At 61.6% G+C, this 15108-nt stretch carries 18 protein-coding genes; 8 read left to right on the top strand and 10 right to left on the bottom strand.

All coding sequences use genetic code 11. The annotated features are described in order from the left end of the window. Nucleotides 1–338 precede the first annotated feature (338 nt). From SYN63AY4M2_RS10345 to ubiE, 3 genes are all read left to right on the top strand, one after another. Entirely contained in the window at nucleotides 339–617 is a 279-nt protein-coding gene (locus SYN63AY4M2_RS10345; RefSeq protein ID WP_099812897.1) for a hypothetical protein, read from the top strand. 102 nt (nucleotides 618–719) lie between these two features. Further along, nucleotides 720–1460, top strand: coding sequence for a hypothetical protein (locus SYN63AY4M2_RS14390; RefSeq protein ID WP_099812898.1), 741 nt, complete (start codon nucleotides 720–722; stop codon nucleotides 1458–1460). Nucleotides 1461–1511: 51 nt separating this feature from the next. After that, nucleotides 1512–2222, top strand: a complete 711-nt coding sequence (ubiE, locus tag SYN63AY4M2_RS10355) for a bifunctional demethylmenaquinone methyltransferase/2-methoxy-6-polyprenyl-1,4-benzoquinol methylase UbiE (RefSeq protein WP_011431047.1) — start codon at nucleotides 1512–1514, stop codon at nucleotides 2220–2222. A gap of 93 nt (nucleotides 2223–2315) precedes the next feature. On the opposite strand, the gene SYN63AY4M2_RS10360 is transcribed toward ubiE, so the two are convergent. The 7 genes from SYN63AY4M2_RS10360 to SYN63AY4M2_RS10390 all read right to left on the bottom strand — a co-directional run bounded on the left by SYN63AY4M2_RS10360 (nucleotide 2316) and on the right by SYN63AY4M2_RS10390 (nucleotide 8474). Further along, nucleotides 2316–2975: a VanW family protein gene (locus tag SYN63AY4M2_RS10360; protein WP_228375280.1), complete on the bottom strand. Its 660-nt coding sequence runs from the start codon at nucleotides 2973–2975 to the stop codon at nucleotides 2316–2318. Nucleotides 2976–2980: 5 nt separating this feature from the next. Beyond that, nucleotides 2981–3733: an anti-sigma factor gene (locus tag SYN63AY4M2_RS10365; protein ID WP_168173337.1), complete on the bottom strand. Its 753-nt coding sequence runs from the start codon at nucleotides 3731–3733 to the stop codon at nucleotides 2981–2983. 35 nt (nucleotides 3734–3768) lie between these two features. After that, complete coding sequence (locus tag SYN63AY4M2_RS10370; RefSeq protein ID WP_011431044.1) at nucleotides 3769–4359, bottom strand: sigma-70 family RNA polymerase sigma factor; 591 nt, start codon at nucleotides 4357–4359, stop codon at nucleotides 3769–3771. A gap of 197 nt (nucleotides 4360–4556) precedes the next feature. Beyond that, complete coding sequence (locus SYN63AY4M2_RS10375; RefSeq protein WP_011431043.1) at nucleotides 4557–5174, bottom strand: ABC transporter permease; 618 nt, start codon at nucleotides 5172–5174, stop codon at nucleotides 4557–4559. Further along, nucleotides 5171–6139, bottom strand: a complete 969-nt coding sequence (locus SYN63AY4M2_RS10380) for an ATP-binding cassette domain-containing protein (protein WP_011431042.1) — start codon at nucleotides 6137–6139, stop codon at nucleotides 5171–5173. The genes SYN63AY4M2_RS10375 and SYN63AY4M2_RS10380 overlap by 4 nt, the downstream gene beginning before the upstream one ends. Before the next feature lie 21 nt (nucleotides 6140–6160). Beyond that, nucleotides 6161–7060, bottom strand: a complete 900-nt coding sequence (locus tag SYN63AY4M2_RS10385) for a glycine betaine ABC transporter substrate-binding protein (RefSeq protein WP_011431041.1) — start codon at nucleotides 7058–7060, stop codon at nucleotides 6161–6163. A gap of 151 nt (nucleotides 7061–7211) precedes the next feature. After that, nucleotides 7212–8474 (bottom strand): HhoA/HhoB/HtrA family serine endopeptidase, encoded by a 1263-nt coding sequence (locus SYN63AY4M2_RS10390; protein WP_011431040.1) that lies wholly within the window; start codon nucleotides 8472–8474, stop codon nucleotides 7212–7214. Nucleotides 8475–9011: 537 nt separating this feature from the next. On the opposite strand from SYN63AY4M2_RS10390, the gene SYN63AY4M2_RS10395 reads away from it, so the two are divergent. The 5 genes from SYN63AY4M2_RS10395 (at nucleotide 9012) to SYN63AY4M2_RS10415 (ending at nucleotide 12580) form a co-directional block, all read left to right on the top strand. Continuing rightward, a complete protein-coding gene (locus tag SYN63AY4M2_RS10395; protein ID WP_099834793.1) occupies nucleotides 9012–9719 on the top strand; it encodes a hypothetical protein in 708 nt (235 codons plus the stop codon). Nucleotides 9720–10040: 321 nt separating this feature from the next. Next, nucleotides 10041–10526: an allophycocyanin subunit alpha gene (gene apcA, locus SYN63AY4M2_RS10400; protein ID WP_011431038.1), complete on the top strand. Its 486-nt coding sequence runs from the start codon at nucleotides 10041–10043 to the stop codon at nucleotides 10524–10526. A gap of 60 nt (nucleotides 10527–10586) precedes the next feature. Then, nucleotides 10587–11072, top strand: a complete 486-nt coding sequence (gene apcB, locus SYN63AY4M2_RS10405) for an allophycocyanin subunit beta (RefSeq protein WP_011431037.1) — start codon at nucleotides 10587–10589, stop codon at nucleotides 11070–11072. A gap of 140 nt (nucleotides 11073–11212) precedes the next feature. Further along, nucleotides 11213–11416: a phycobilisome linker polypeptide gene (locus tag SYN63AY4M2_RS10410; protein ID WP_011431036.1), complete on the top strand. Its 204-nt coding sequence runs from the start codon at nucleotides 11213–11215 to the stop codon at nucleotides 11414–11416. 132 nt (nucleotides 11417–11548) lie between these two features. Continuing rightward, nucleotides 11549–12580 carry an ATP-binding cassette domain-containing protein gene (locus SYN63AY4M2_RS10415; RefSeq protein ID WP_011431035.1) on the top strand — a complete coding sequence of 344 codons (1032 nt, stop codon included), beginning with the start codon at nucleotides 11549–11551 and terminating at the stop codon, nucleotides 12578–12580. Nucleotides 12581–12604: 24 nt separating this feature from the next. Here the strand turns inward: SYN63AY4M2_RS10415 and SYN63AY4M2_RS10420 are convergent, their stop codons facing one another. The 3 genes from SYN63AY4M2_RS10420 to SYN63AY4M2_RS10430 all read right to left on the bottom strand — a co-directional run. Beyond that, a complete protein-coding gene (locus SYN63AY4M2_RS10420) occupies nucleotides 12605–14245 on the bottom strand; it encodes a 2-isopropylmalate synthase (RefSeq protein ID WP_011431034.1) in 1641 nt (546 codons plus the stop codon). Nucleotides 14246–14288: 43 nt separating this feature from the next. Beyond that, nucleotides 14289–14831: an arylamine N-acetyltransferase gene (locus tag SYN63AY4M2_RS10425; protein ID WP_011431033.1), complete on the bottom strand. Its 543-nt coding sequence runs from the start codon at nucleotides 14829–14831 to the stop codon at nucleotides 14289–14291. Nucleotides 14832–14925: 94 nt separating this feature from the next. Continuing rightward, the coding region (locus SYN63AY4M2_RS10430) for a transposase (RefSeq protein WP_206337013.1) at nucleotides 14926–15108 on the bottom strand (183 nt) is incomplete at its 5' end.

A 15108-nucleotide genomic window follows, 5' to 3' on the forward strand; every position in this document is an offset into this window, starting at 1 on the left:
GGAGCGTGTTCCCAAGACCTTGTCGGAACGGGTGCATGATTGCCCTCGTTGCGGGTCGTGGGACAGAGACTTGAACGCTGCTATCGAGATTTTGAAGCGTGGACTCAGGTCCCCCCGTATACGGGGGGATGTAGGGGGGCGGTGGGACTGCCGCTCTCTGGCTGTGGAGGATCCTGGTTTACCAGTCCGTTGAAGCAGCAACTCCGGGAAGTGATTCTCGGAAGCTCCCGTCTACAGCCCGTCAGGGCTTAGCGGGAGAGGATGTCACGAGTTTGGAACCACGATAAGGCTCAATTAAGGCTAGGTTGAGATAGAGAATTCACCTTCAAAAAGCAGACATGACGGATCCCAAGTCGGCCTCTTTCCCCAACCAAAAGGCTTCTCCAACCACCTCCCAGTCCTCTCCGCCCCTTTGGCTAAGCCTAGCGCTGGGGATCACCACCGCTCCTGTTTTGTTGGGGCTGGTCTTGGCGGATCGCGCCGCCAAGTGGCTGCGATCCCTGAGCTGGGAGGATCCAGGCTGGTGGTTGGGGGAACGGCTGCCCAACCTAGATAGCGCTGCTCTCTGCGCCCAGCAGCAAGAGCGCAAAGATTCTGGGCCAGCGGAGAATCCCTAGCTCCTCGTCGCTTTCGTATCATAGGTAGAGCAAGCCGGTAGCAGGAGTGAGCATCCTTTGCGAAGATCGGTCAGGCCAGCGCAAGAGTTCACCTCCCCATTCTTGGGAGCGCTGTTTTGGCTGGGTGCGTTTTTCTTCACAGCCGTGTTGAGCGCCTGTTTGGGCTACCTCTTCGGCCAGCGCGCCCTGTCGGGGGTCTCCTCTCCCGTCACCACAGCCGGCAATGCTTCCTCCTCCCGTGGCGTTCGCGATCCCCGCACCGTGCCCCTCTTGAACGAGGCCGCGGTGATTGCAGCAGCGGAAGCGAGCCTGCGCCCACCCCCCACCCCCGCCCCTCTCTCCACTCCTACATCCGTTCCCGTGGCTAGACCTACCCCGACGCCCACCCCCCGCTTGTCTCCTGAGTTGGCGGCAGCCCCATCCCCCACCCCGCGGCCTGCTTCTCCCTCTCCCCAACCGCCGCGCCCCTCGCCGCCACCGGTGTTTACACCACCTCCTCCACCTCGGCAAGTGGCTGCCGGCGGGCAGGTTGCCATGCAGGTGCTCTCGGTTCGCCGCGAGGGAGGGCAGGTGGTTTTGAACGTGGCGATGCAGAACAATTCGGCGGAGACGGTGCGTTTTCTCTACAGCTTCCTGAACGTTACCGACGACACCGGACGGTCGATCAACGCCCTCACCCAAGGCCTGCCTGGGGAGCTGCCTCCCAACAGCCAAGTCTTCCAGGGAACTGTTCGCATCCCCGCCTCCAGCTTGGCCGGATCCCGGTCTTTGTCCTTGAGCCTGGCCGATTATCCCAGCCGCCGCCACCGAGTCGGGGTGAGCGGGATCCCGGTGCCGCAGTAGTCCCGTCTGGTGACTGCGGCCACGACTGATGCAAAGCGGAGTTGAGAAGCGGTGCCCAGCCCAACCTTTGAGCGCCCTGAGCAGATTCGGGAGCTATTCGACCGCATCGCCCCCCACTACGATGCCCTCAACCAAACCCTGAGCCTGGGCCTGCATCAGGTTTGGAAGCGCATGGCTGTGCGCTGGTCGGGCGCCGGCCCTGGCGGGCAGGTGTTGGATCTCTGCTGCGGCACCGGCGACCTGGCGCTGCAACTGGCCCGGCGGGTGGGACGAAGCGGACAGGTGGTCGGCCTGGATTTCTCCCCGGCCATGCTGGAGATTGCTCGGCGGCGCTCCCGTCTTTTCCCCGGCTACTCCCTAGAGTGGGTATTGGGAGATGCTTTGGCCTTGCCTTTTCCCAACGCCAGCTTTGATGCCGTTACAATGGGCTACGGTCTGCGCAACGTAACCGATATCCCTCAAGCGTTGCGGGAGATTTACCGGGTGCTCAAGCCCGGCTGTCGCGCCGCTCTCTTGGACTTTCATCGCCCCACAGGGATCCCTTTCCTTGCGGACTTCCAGCGCTGGTACCTGAACACCCAGGTCGTCGCCCGGGCGCAAGCTCTGGGATTGGCATCTGAATATGCCTACATCGATCCCAGTTTGGATGGTTTCCCATCTGGCCAAGAGCAGCAGCAAATGGCCTTGCAGGTAGGGTTTTCTGTTGCCAAGTTTTATCCCCTAGCCGGTGGCATGATGGGGGTGCTGGTGATTGGAAGATGATCCAAACGGCTTGTCCCCTTGCTCCTTAAAGAGGCAGCTTAGGATGCGGTTCCCCAGAAGGTGCAGCGGACTTCGCCAAGACGGTTTTGGCAGCTAGGGAGCAACGTAGCGATCTTGGGAGAGGCGCTCGTTACCGCGATAGACGCTTACCTGCAAATGCTGGGGATCCAGTCGCCGCTGCTCTACGCGGATGGGTGGAATGGCTGGAGCAGGGTGGGATCCCCGTCCCAGCACCGACACGATTAGAGTTTGGCCGCGGATCTGAAAGCGCAGGCGTACTGGCCAAGGGAAAGGATTGCGCAACCTGAGATCGGCCAAGCCGTACCAAACCGTGGCATCTAGCCCTGGCGGCACCGACTCCACCTGCCGGTAATGGGGGTGCCTTTCCACCACTTCCAGCCCCGCCAGCAGAGCCGCATTGTAAAGGCTGGAGGAGACTTGACAGATCCCGCCGCCAACCGAATCCAGGGTTTCGGCCACCATGAATACCGGCGCAGGCAGATAGCCCCGCTCCAGGGTGCGCGGCCCCACCACCTGGTTGAAAGAAAAAACCGCCCCCGGCTGAATGTAAACCCCATCCAGGCTTTGGACTGCTTGGCGGATGTTGTGGAGCTGTGGGAGAGTGCGCTCCTGTAAGGAAGTGGTGTATTGGCTCAGGGTGGTTGGGGTGGGATCCATCCACCACAAAGCCAGCAGGGCCAGGGCCAACCCCACCGATAAGGCCAATCCCCGCAGCGCTAGCTTTCCCCTCACTTCTCCTAGAACACCCTGGCTTTGAGAAGAACCTTGCCCTGGGGTTTGCGAGGGACGGCAGCGGCTTGGGCCGTAACCAGCACCTCTTGGGGGCGAGCGTCCTCTGGCAGCGGGCGCGGCGGACGTAAGGCGACAAGCGCGGATCCCTGGGCATCCACTTGAAAGTTGCCGCAGTGGAGGGTCTCGCCGTCCTCCAGCTTGAGCCAGAGATGGTAACGCTCCCCAGGGGCCGGTTGGGGCAGATCCCTCGCCGCCAAGACCACCTCCTGCCACTCTCCTGGGCGATAGAGGAGGTTAGCCGCTGCCGCCTCTCCCTGCAAATTGACCAGGCGGGATCCCGGCTGTTGCAGCAAATGGGCCAGCGCCTGCACCGATTCTAGGCGGGCCAGTTGGAGCGCCTGCCGCAGTCGCCAGTTGTCGAAAACCAGCAGGGCCAAAACCACTGCCGCCAACCCCCCCAGCCAGCGCCACTCAGCGGTGAGGCGACCGAACCCCAGAGAGGACAGGGCCGGCTGAAGAGGTGTCGGCACCTGCTCAATGCCCGCCTCTGCCATCACCTTGCCCCGCAAGCTGGCCGGCGGGATCACCCCCGGCAAGCCGTAGGGCAACAGGTGCAGGGTTTCTTGCAAAGCCTGCAATTCCGCCAGCAACCGTGGGTCTTGGGTTAGGCGTGCCTCTAGGGCGCTTGCCTGCTCAGGAGATAAATCCCCCAGCAGATAGCCGGCCAGTTCTTCCTGTTCTTCCGATGCAAGGGGCAAATGGGATGCAAACATGGCCAGGCCGACAACAGAACCTAACTCCAAACCTCAAGGAGCGCGCGCAGGGATCCCCGCAACTTGCAGAGGGCTTGGCGAGCGCGGGCTTTAACGGTTGCCGGCGGGATCCCCAGGTGTCGGGCAACGTCCGCCTGGCTCAGCCCCTGGTAGTAGATCAACTCTAGAACCTGCCGTTGGCTTTCCGGCAGTTGGCCGAGGGCCTCTTGTACGGCTTGCCGTCGCTCCTCGAGGGAGAGCTGCTCAAAGGGGGCCGGCGCCCTGTTCTCGGCGGCGAGCAGAGATTGCCAGTGCTTCAAAAGACGTTGAGAGCTGTCTTGGGAACGCAGACGGTCGATGGCACGCGAACGGGTCAACAGACAGAGAAAACTGCTCACCGATCCCCGCTGCGGATCATAGCTGGCTTTGCGCCACAGTTCGACAAACACCGCCTGAGTCAGATCTTCCGCCTCGGCCACATGGCCCAGGATCTGGAGGGCCAGCCCATAGACCAAGCCGGCATAGCGGTCGTAAAGCACCCCCAGCGCTGCCCCTTGCCTCTCTCGGATAGCCTCCATCAGTTCCCCATCGCTGCGAGAAGGCCAATCCCTTAGCGGAGGTTGCTCACCCATGTTGCGTCAGGCCCACTCTATAAAGCTACGGTCTTTCCAAGCGGCACCGAATAGCAGGAGGCTGGAATCGTCTCGCCTGGAGAAGTACTTGGCTTCTCGTCCATGCTATAGCTCTTCGTAAAATGGCAGGGGCAGACCGTTGTTCCGTCTTGCGAGGGGGGCTGTCTCCAGCGACTTGAAAAAGGCTCTGGCTCTCTTTAGCCGCGGCGGGCCGCCCACTCCAGCCCCCACAGGGCCGTGTTCACCAGCAAGGCCAAGGATCCCACGGCCAAAGATCCGGCCCAGATCTTGTCGTAGCGACCGGCCTGGGCAATGCCCTCAAAAAGCAGGGTGCCCAGCCCTCCCGCCCCAAACTTAGCCCCCACCGTGGCGATGGCAATGGCCACAATTGCCGCCAGCCGCAAGCCGGCCAGGGCAACCGGCAGCATGAGGGGCACCTGCACCTGCCACCACCGCTGCCAGAAGTTCATCCCCAAGCCCTTGGCCGCCTCCAGAATGGCAGGCTCCACCGAGCGCAGGCCCACGTAAAAATGGCGCACCAAGATCACCTGCGTGTAGAGCACCATCGCCACCACCACCGAGCGGGCATTGAGGCCAAAGTAGGGAACCAACAAGATGATTAGGGCCAGGCTGGGCACTGTGTACAGGATGCTGAGGATCCCCATCACCGGCAGGGCCAGCCAGCGCACCTGGTGCACCAGCAAAGCCAACGGCAGCGCCAGCACCAGGGCAATCCCCAAGGCTGTTGCCACCATCGCCAGGTGCTCTTGGGTAAGCTGCCACACCAGGCCGGGGTTGCTGAGAAGATAGCTCATGCGGATCCCCCCTCCAGCATGGCCAGATGGCGGATGTGATCCAGGGTAACGATGCCAATGGCCCGCCCGTCTTCCCACACTGTGAGAGCTGCTGCCCCCGTGCGCAACAGCAGCGACAAGGCCCGCCGCAGGGTTTCCTGGGGTTTCACCACCGCCCCCTCCTGGATCTGGTGGTTGTGCGGGATCCGCTCCATCGCCGTTTCCACCCGCAGCACGCTCAACTGACGCACCATGTCGTCTGCCCCCAGCAGCTCTCGGACAAAGGGGGTGGCCGGCTGGGTGAGCAGCCGCAAGGGAGTGTCGAACTGTACCACCCGCCCCTGCTGCATCACCAGGATGCGATCTGCCAGGCGCAGCGCCTCTTCCACGTCGTGGGAGACGAAGAGGATAGTCTTTTTTAGTTGCCGTTGCAGGTGTAGGATCTCGTCTTGCAGCTTGCCACGAGTGATGGCGTCGAGGGCACCAAAGGGCTCGTCCATCAGCAGCAGATCCGGATCCCCGGCCAGCGCCCGCGCCAGCCCCACCCGCTGCTGTTGGCCGCCCGAGAGTTGAGCCGGGTAGCGACGTCGGTATTCTTGGGGGGGCAGGTTGACCAAGCTGAGCAGCTCGTCCACCCGCTCGCGGATGCGCTCCCTTGGCCAGCCCAAAAGTCGCGGCACCACCGCCACATTCTGGGCCACCGTCATGTGGGGAAACAGCCCCACCTGCTGGATGACATACCCGATGCGCTGGCGCAGCGCCGTCACCGGAAAGCGGCGGATATCCTGCCCATCCAGGCGAATCTGTCCTTGGGTGGGCTCCAGCAGCCGGTTCACCATTTTTAGAAGGGTGGTTTTGCCGCAGCCGGAAGGGCCGAGGATGACCACCAACTGGCCCGAGGCCACGGAAAAACTGCACTCCTCCACGGCCGGACGGGAATTGTGGGGAAAGCGCAGCGATACCCGCTCGAACTCAAGAGTGCTCACGCCAGGGCCTCGTGCAACGGGCTACTCTTTCAAGATGCCGGCCTCCACCAAGAAGGCTCTCGCCACCTCTGCCGGCTCCCTGCGCTTGCCGCTTACCTCGTAGTTCAGCCGCTGCATCACCTCGTCCGTCAACAGGGGAGAAAGGGCGTTCAAAGCGGTGGCGATGCCGGGGTTGGCTTCCAGGGTATCTTTGCGCACTACCGGCGCCACCTGGTAAGGGGGGAAAAGCTGCTTGTCGTCCTTGAGCACCACCAGGTCAAAGGCGGCAATTTCCCCATCGGTGCCAAAGGCCACCGCCACATCCGCCTCCCCATTGACCAAGCCCTGGTAGCGCAGGCCGGGATCCACCGCCTTGTAGGCCTTGAGGCGAAAGTTGCCGTAGACTGCTTGCAGCCCCGGCAGGCCATCTTCGCGGGCCTGGAACTCCGGCGGCCCGATCATCACCAGCTCGCTCGCTCTGGCCACCATGTCTGAGATGGTAGCGATGCCCAACTCTGCCGCTCTGGCGCGGGTCATGGCCAGGGCCTGGGTGTTGTTCATGGGGGCCGGATCCAGCCAAATCAGTTGGAACTGACGCTCGTACTCGCGGGCCACCGTCGCGTATACCTGGGCCGGGTCGCTGCTGGTGGGCAGCTTGAGCACCGTCAGCAGACCGGTGCCGGTGTACTCCGGGTAGAGATCGATCTCGCCGCTCAACAGGCCGGCATGGGCCACCGGCGTTCCCCCCAAGTTGAGCTTGCGCTCCACCGCCAACCCCGCCGCCTCCAGGGCCAAGGCGTACATTTCCCCCAAGATAAACTGCTCGGTGAAGTCCTTAGAGCCAACGACAATCGGCTTGCCAAAGCCCGCTTGAGGGGCGAGAACAAGGGCTGCCAGCCCCGACAGGGCCAGCAGAGCCAGGCGACGGGTGGTTTTCAGCATAGGCAAGGTGAGAAGGGATCCCCAACTCAAGACAAGCGGCCCCGCCGAGAGCGTTCCGGCCTGGGCCAGGAAGTTTCGACTGTTAGGCCACCATTAAACCATTAATTTCCCTGAGCTGGAACTGCCAACCCTCACCCCCAGCAATATCCCCTTAGCTTCTGCCGGAGGCCGGGAAGGAGCCGGTAACGGCCCGGATCTTCTGCCGCCGCCCAGCTCGCTCGATCTCCAGCTCCAGGGTGCTGCCCACCTCGGTGCGCTCTACCTCTTGTTGTACTTGGTCGGCGGTGGTGACGGCGCGACCATTGATGGCGAGAATGATGTCTCCGGCGCGCAGGCCCGCCCGCTCTGCCGGGGATCCCTGGATCACCTCGCCGATGAGCACCCCCTGATCCACCGTCACGAAGATGCGGCTGTTGGGATCCTGGTTGAGGCGCTCCTTCAGGTCGGGGGTGAGGGTGAGCATACGAATGCCCAGGTAGGGGTGATCCACCTTGCCGCGGGCGATCAACTGGTTGGCCACCCGCTGGGCCGTCTCGATGGGAATGGCAAAGCCCAGCCCCTGCGCCCCTTGGATGATGGCCGTGTTGACCCCGATCACCTCCCCTTGGGCGTTGAGCAGGGGGCCGCCGGAGTTGCCGGGGTTGATGGCCGCATCCGTCTGGATAAAGGACACCCGCTTGTCGGGCACGCGGATCTCGCCGCTGGAGCGGCCCAAAGCGCTGATGATCCCGGCGGTTACGGTGTTGTCCAGCCCCAGCGGGTTGCCGATGGCGATGGCCCACTGGCCCGGCTCGAGGAGCTCGGAGCGACCCAGCTTCACCGTCGGCAGGTTCTGGGCCTCGATCTTCACCACGGCGATATCCGTCACCGGATCGGTGCCGATTACCTTGCCGTCAAAGCTGCGGGTATCCTTGAGCGTCACCGTCACCTTGTCGGATCCCTCGACCACGTGGGCATTGGTGATGATCTGGCCATCCGGGCTGATGATGAAGCCGGAGCCGGTGCCCTGCTGTCGTCGCTGCCGCGGAATGGGGGGGATCACCTGGCCAAAGAAGTCCCGGAAAAAGGGATCGCTGAAAAACTCCTCTGGGAAGGCGCCCGGGACGCTCACCGTCCGCTCGGAATCGATGCGCACCACCGCCGGCCCCACCCTTTGCGCCACCTCGGCAATAAAATTCAGGTTCAGTTGGGGCGGGGTTGCCGTCGTTTGGGCAGATACCCCCTTGCCTCCCACCAGAGCCGCTCCCAGCCCAATGCCCAAGAGCACCAGCAGCACCGGCGAGAGAAGAGACTTGAGAACGGCAAAAGGCTTAAAAAGAGAACGAACTCCGTCCTGCTGAGGCGAACGGGCAGGTTGAGCAGAAGCTTCTGAACGGGGAGAAGGCTGGCCCGGCATGGATGTGCTGCGCTGCATAGCTACAGAAGAATAGGGGTTGGAATCGGAAGAATACCTTGGCCCTCACACGAGGGGCGAAACCTAGGGCATGACAGACTCCCGCCACTCAACCTTGTTGAGTAAACACAACTTGGCTAGAGGACGAACTTCTCGCTTCGTCGGGGAGCCATTGCAAGAACCCTCTGCGTTCGGCTGTGCCGTGCCTTAGGCATGCAGACACGGAATGCCCTACCGCGTAGTTGTATTAGATTCCGGCAACGCCGTTTTATACAACCAGCTCTGTTTTATCATTACCAGCCTGCGACTGGCGCGGGGGTATCTACCCCCCGAACCCCCACGAGCTAATCTAGCATGGACACTAGGGAGCCCAAGACGGGCGGCGATGGCGCTTTTCCGTACTTCTACCTGGGTTGAAGAGTAGCGGAATCTGCTCGCCTAGAGTAGCCCGTCCTACATCCAACTGGCTTTGATGGGGATAAAGGCCAGACGAGGCTTTTGTTCCCAGCTTTGGCCAGCTTACAGCTAACGTAGAAGTGGTAGATCGGGGGTAAGACCATGACCAACCCAGCCCGTCGTCTGTTGGCTCCTCTGCTCGGTGGGTTTCTCTGGCTACCGGCGGCCAGCCCGGTTTTGGCGCAAATGGGGCCCTTGCCACCACCGCCCCCCGGCGAGGGATGGCGCCCTGTGAATCCTCGTCCCCTCCCCCCTGGCCCTCAACCCCTGCAACCTGGCCAGCCCTTTCAACTGCAAACCACCCTGCTGCTGCGCTCCGGGGATCTGATCCAGGCAGTTCATCGCTCCCCAGATGCCCTCTTGATTGCCCCTGGGGAAACCCGCGCCGTCAGCCTCAGCCTGGATACCCCTCTGCGGGACATCTACGGCAACACGGTCGTCCCGGCGGGAGCCATCCTAGAAGGCCAATTCCAACCGGTGAGCGGCGGCACCCAGTTTGTCTCGCGAGCTTTGATTTTCAACGGCCAATCCTATCCTCTCTACGCCCAAAGCCAGGTGATCCCGCTGCGCAAGGATCCCCGCCACACTTCTGCAGAGGCAGTTGTGCAGGATGCCCTGATCGGGGCGGCGGCAGGGGCGATCTTGGGCGGCCTGTTTGGCGACCGGGTGATCTCGACGGAGAAGGTGCTGGGCGGAGCGGCAGCGGGGGCTGTAATCGGCAATGTGACGGCGCCAGAGGTGGCGGTGATCGATCCCAACGCCAACTTGACCCTGACGGTCACTCAGGACTTTCAGCCCTATCTGCCCTAGCGACACCTGAAAAGCAAAACTTAACTCCCCAGCGCCGACCGCCATCCCTTGCCACACTGCCCATCCTCAAGCTGTTGACCACTCCGAAAAGCTGAGCAGGGGTTGGTCAATCTGCGGCTGCCTGGGGCTACTCCGGCCAGACCATGGGGGGCTGTTTTACGCTTAACCAACCTCCCCCTTGGCGGGAAGGGAGTGCTCCTTTCCTGGGAGACATTTTAAGAAGTGTGAAGATCTGAGATGGCAGACGGCAAGCATGTCGGAAAATAGCTTGCGGGTATGCTCGCCATACTCTTTAAAAAATTGACTTGAGGATGGATGTCCATGAGTGTTGTCACGAAATCGATTGTGAATGCGGATGCAGAGGCCCGCTACCTCAGCCCGGGGGAGCTGGATCGGATCAAGTCCTTTGTTACCTCCGGCGAGAAGCGGCTGCGCATCGCTCAAGTCTTGACCGAGTCTCGTGAGCGCATCGTCAAGCAAGCTGCCGATCAACTCTTCCAGAAGCGTCCTGACATCGTCTCCCCAGGTGGCAATGCTTACGGAGAGGAGATGACGGCAACTTGCCTGCGGGATATGGACTACTACCTGCGCCTCATCACCTATGGGATCGTTGCTGGCGATGTCACCCCGATCGAGGAGATCGGCTTGGTGGGGGTGCGGGAGATGTACAACTCTTTGGGCACGCCTATTCCGGCGGTGGCCGAGAGCATCCGCCAAATGAAGCAGGTGGCCATGGGTCTGTTGTCTCCTGAGGACGCGGCTGAGGCCGGCTACTACTTTGACTTTGTGGTGGGGGCAATGAGTTAATCCCTCATTGTTCTGACCGCGCAACTGTTTAACGTTCATTAGAGATTTAGGAAGCTCATCATGCAAGACGCAATTACCGCTGTGATCAATAGCTACGACGTCCAGGGCAAGTATCTCGACAGCTCGGCCATGGAGAAGTTAAAGGCTTTCTTCGCCACGGGCGAGCTGCGGGTGCGGGCAGCTGCTACCATCGCGGCCAACGCCTCCACCATTGTCAAAGATGCGGCGGCCAAGGCGTTGCTCTACTCCGATCTCACCCGTCCCGGTGGCAACATGTACACCACCCGTCGCTATGCTGCTTGCATCCGCGACATGGACTACTACCTGCGCTACGCCACCTACGCCATGCTGGCCGGGGATCCCTCCATCCTCGACGAGCGGGTGTTGAACGGGCTCAAGGAGACCTACAATTCGCTGGGGGTGCCGATTGGAGCCACCATTCAGGCCATCCAAGCCATGAAAGAAGTGACCGCCGCCCTGGTGGGGCCTGAAGCTGGCAAGGAAATGGGTGTGTACTTCGACTACATCTGCTCCGGCCTGAGCTAAGGTTCATTGTCTAGCGAGCATGACAGGCGATTTGCCGCAGGGATCTGGTGTGCTAACTGGGGTACGCGAGCTTTCTGAGGTGAGTCGCCTGTTTTGTTGGTCAAGCCAGTTCATTTTGCTGTCAGCAGGGATCCTTTATCATGCGCATGTTTAAGATCACGGCCTGTGTGCCCAGCCAAACCCGCATTCGCACCCAGCGGGAGCTGCAAAATACCTACTTCACGAAGCTGGTGCCCTACGACAACTGGTTTCGGGAGCAGCAGCGTATCCAAAAGTCGGGTGGCCGCATCCTGAAGGTGGAGCTGGTCGCCGGCAAGCCTGGGATAGACGTAGGACTGCTGTAGTTCCCCTGCCTGTTCGCTGTTTCTCCTCCGATCCTGAGAATACCCCCAGCCAGATCCGACATGCCCAGCCTCAGGAGGCTTGCCCTTGAAGTTGGGCTAGCGGATCTGATTTTTTAGGGGGGGTGAGGAGCTATGTTGTCTGACGTGCCAATCCGACCTGAGCCGATCATCGTTGCCCGCGACCTGAGCAAGGTTTACCCGGTAGCCATTAAGGAAGCGGGAGTGATCGGTACATTGCGCCACTTTTTTCGCCGTACCTATCACTACATCCCAGCGGTGCAATCGATGAGCTTCCAGATTCAGCCGGGGGAGGTGGTGGGTTTTTTGGGGCCGAACGGGGCAGGCAAGACCACTACCCTCAAAATGCTGGCGGGTCTCATCTATCCTTCCGGGGGCACGCTGCAGGTGGTCGGCCATGTGCCCTACCGGCGGGAGCGGGCTTTTCTGCAGCAGATTACCCTGGTGATGGGGCAGAAGCAACAGCTTATCTGGGATCTGCCAGCAATGGACTCCCTGCGGATTAACGCCGCCGTTTATGAGATCCCGGAAAAGGAGTTTCGGGAGCGGGTGGGGGAGTTGGCGGAGCTCCTCGACCTGCAGGGCAAGCTGAAGCAGCCGGTGCGCAAGCTTTCTCTGGGGGAGCGGATGAAGGCGGAACTGCTGGCGGCCCTGATCCACCGGCCGCAGATCTTGTTCTTGGATGAGCCGACCTTGGGGTTGGATGTCAACGCTCAGGCCGCCGTGCGGCAATTTCTGCGGGATTACAACCGCCGCTACGGGGCGACAGTCTTGTTGACCAGCCACTACATGGCCGACATTACGGCGCTCTGTGAACGGGTGCTGGTGATCAGCGCCGGGCAACTCATTTACGATGGCGGCCTCGAGGAGCTGCGGCAGCGCTTTGCCCCCTATCGCGAGGTGAAGCTGGAATTGGCCCGCCCCTGCCCCCTCGCCCAATTGCAAGTCTATGGAGAGCTGCGCAGCGAGGGGGATCCCGGCAGCGGCTGTGAGGTGCGGCTGTGGGTGCGGCGGGAACACCTCACCCAAACGGTTGCCCAGCTCCTGGCAGATCTGGAGGTGCTGGACTTGACGGTAACAGACCCGCCGATTGAGGAAGTAATCAGGCGGGTGTTTGCGGAAGGGATCCCTGCGGCCGGGTCCTAGAGGGGCGCTCCTGTCGGTAGCCCATCAGATCTTCTGGGTGGCGGCCTGCCGTTGCTCAGCCGTCGAGCGGGCTGCGTGCAGAGCGGCGTAAAGCTTATTGAGGGCGTTCATGTAGGCTTGGGCCGAGGCGACGATGATGTCCGTATTCGCGGCGTGGCCAGAGAAGACGCGATCCTCGTGGCGCAGGCGGATGGTGACTTCCCCCATGGCGTCGATGCCGGCGGTAACCGACTGGACGGAAAACTCGATCAACTTGTTGGGGATGTTGACGATGCGGTTGATGGCTTTGTACACCGCGTCCACCGGGCCTGTGCCCACGGCGGCGTCCACCCGCTCTTCGCCCTCAGGGGTGATCAGGCGCACCGTGGCCGTGGGGGTCTCGTGGTTGCCGCACACCACTTGCACGTGCTCCAGACGGTAGAGATCGGGCACGGGGCGGGTCTCATCGTTGACGATTGCCTCCAGATCCAGGTCGGTGATCTCCTTCTTCTTGTCTGCCAGCTCTTTGAAGCGCAGGAAGGCTTTGTTCAGATCCTGCTCTGAGAGCTCGAAGCCCAACTCCCGGAGGCGGGTACGGAAGGCGTTGCGGCCCGAGTGTTTGCCCAGCACCAGCGTGCTCGATTGCAGGCCGATGGTCTGAGCGTCCATAATCTCGTAGGTCTGGCGGTTCTTGAGCATGCCGTCCTGGTGGATGCCCGATTCGTGGGCAAAGGCGTTGGCACCAACAATGGCCTTGTTGGGCTGAACCAACATGCCGGTGAGGTTGGAGACTAGGCGGGAGGTGCGGTAGATCTCCTGGGTTTTGATGTGGGTGAGGGGTTTTTCCGAGTCGACCGGCAGGCCAAAGTAGGGGTTGAAGTAGCTGCGGCGCACATGCAGGGCCATCACCAACTCTTCCAGCGCCGCGTTGCCGGCCCGCTCGCCGATGCCGTTGATGGTCACTTCCACTTGCCGCGCCCCCTGCTTGATGGCCTCCAGAAAGTTGGCCACCGAGACCCCCAGGTCGTCGTGGCCGTGGACGGAGATGATGGCCTGCTTGATGTTGGGCACATTCTCGCGGATGCCCTTGATCAGTTGGCCGAATTCTTCCGGCATGCTGTAGCCGACGGTGTCGGGGATGTTGATGGTTTTGGCTCCCGCCCGAATGGCTGCCTCGATCACCTGGTAGAGAAACTCCGGATCGGAACGGGTGGCGTCCATCATGGAGAACTCCACATCGTCCACGAAGGACTTGGCGTAGGCCACCATCTCCTCGGCAATTTGCAGCACTTCGGCGCGGGTCTTGCGCAACTGGTACTTGAGGTGAATGTCGGAGGTGGAGATAAAGGTGTGGATGCGGGGCTTGGCGGCGGGCTTGAGGGCTTCGGCTGCCGCTTCGATGTCGGCCTTGAGGGCGCGGGCCAGGCTGCAAATCACAGGGCCATCGGGGGTGCCCACCTGTTCGGCCACCTTCTGCACCGCCTCGAAGTCCCCGGGGCTGGCATAGGCAAACCCAGCTTCAATGATATCGACCCCCAGCCGGGCCAGTTGCCGGGCGATGGCCAGCTTTTCTTCGGTGTTGAGGGTGGCGCCGGGGCACTGCTCCCCGTCGCGCAGGGTGGTGTCGAAAATGAGCACGTGATCCAGGGCTTGGCCATCAAATGTGGAAACCGCCGCAGCATCCATAATCTTTGTCGGACAACGAGACAGTGTTCTTTATTTTGACATCTTATTCTGGCACTGCTGGATAGGGTTTTGGATCGGGTTTGGAAGAGAGCTGGCGGGCTTCTGTCGGAGCGGCTGTAGGTCTTGCCATCTTTCTCTCAGGGGCAGAAGAGGTTGTGGGAAGGCGGATCCCGAAGGCGCAAGCGAGCAGGTGTTCGTATTCTTTCTCGTCCTTGAGCAGGCGTTCCCGGCGGCCTTCTGGGGTAGTTTCGATCCATTTAAAAACGGAGCCATTGGCGGAGGCGGTGAGGGTGATCCGTCCGCTGGGGGTGGCCAGGCTGCACAGGCGCAGGCGGGTCAACCTGGATGCCGGCGACGTTTGGTGGAAGCGGCACATGGGCTCGAACTCCTGCAGTTGACGCGGGATCCGATCCAGCAGGAAGAGGGTTTTCCAGGTGCGATCCGGTCGTTCCTGTTGAACCCGCCAGTAGCGTGCGGGAGCTGCGGGCCAGGGGATGAGGCGGTAGCGCCCTTCCGCCTGGGCTTGGATGCCGGGATCCCCCAGCCGCAACGGCTCCCGAAAGGCATCTCCATAGCCCACATCCACCAGCCATCAGAACCTCCGGGGTACTCCCGCCACAGCGCAGCTTGGCGGGATGGGGGATAGGCGGTGAGACGAAGGGGTTCAATGCCCCTGAGTCTCACAATCTGGGCGTTGCCTGCTGCTCGACATACTTCTTCAACTCCTCAACGGTGACCCCACCACAAGAGGCAACAAAATAGGTCCCTGTCCAAAATACAGGCTTGCTGTAGAACCGTGCCACCTCTGTGGCGAACTCTTTGCGAATCAACCGGCTGGAGACTGTTTTCAGGTTGTTCACCAG

It is taken from the genome of Synechococcus sp. 63AY4M2 (genome assembly GCF_002760475.1).
GTDB lineage: Bacteria > Cyanobacteriota > Cyanobacteriia > Thermostichales > Thermostichaceae > Thermostichus.

What these genes read in the sequence shown, in the direction of transcription:
- SYN63AY4M2_RS10370 (WP_011431044.1), bottom strand. Translation starts at nt 4,359, where the DNA reads ATGGGTGAGCAACCTCCGCTAAGGGATTGGCCTTCTCGCAGCGATGGG.
- SYN63AY4M2_RS10395 (WP_099834793.1), top strand. Translation starts at nt 9,012, where the DNA reads ATGACCAACCCAGCCCGTCGTCTGTTGGCTCCTCTGCTCGGTGGGTTT.
- SYN63AY4M2_RS10415 (WP_011431035.1), top strand. Translation starts at nt 11,549, where the DNA reads ATGTTGTCTGACGTGCCAATCCGACCTGAGCCGATCATCGTTGCCCGC.
- apcA (WP_011431038.1), top strand. Translation starts at nt 10,041, where the DNA reads ATGAGTGTTGTCACGAAATCGATTGTGAATGCGGATGCAGAGGCCCGC.
- SYN63AY4M2_RS10385 (WP_011431041.1), bottom strand. Translation starts at nt 7,060, where the DNA reads ATGCTGAAAACCACCCGTCGCCTGGCTCTGCTGGCCCTGTCGGGGCTG.
- apcB (WP_011431037.1), top strand. Translation starts at nt 10,587, where the DNA reads ATGCAAGACGCAATTACCGCTGTGATCAATAGCTACGACGTCCAGGGC.
- SYN63AY4M2_RS10390 (WP_011431040.1), bottom strand. Translation starts at nt 8,474, where the DNA reads ATGCAGCGCAGCACATCCATGCCGGGCCAGCCTTCTCCCCGTTCAGAA.
- SYN63AY4M2_RS10345 (WP_099812897.1), top strand. Translation starts at nt 339, where the DNA reads ATGACGGATCCCAAGTCGGCCTCTTTCCCCAACCAAAAGGCTTCTCCA.
- SYN63AY4M2_RS10420 (WP_011431034.1), bottom strand. Translation starts at nt 14,245, where the DNA reads ATGGATGCTGCGGCGGTTTCCACATTTGATGGCCAAGCCCTGGATCAC.
- SYN63AY4M2_RS10375 (WP_011431043.1), bottom strand. Translation starts at nt 5,174, where the DNA reads ATGAGCTATCTTCTCAGCAACCCCGGCCTGGTGTGGCAGCTTACCCAA.
- SYN63AY4M2_RS10410 (WP_011431036.1), top strand. Translation starts at nt 11,213, where the DNA reads ATGCGCATGTTTAAGATCACGGCCTGTGTGCCCAGCCAAACCCGCATT.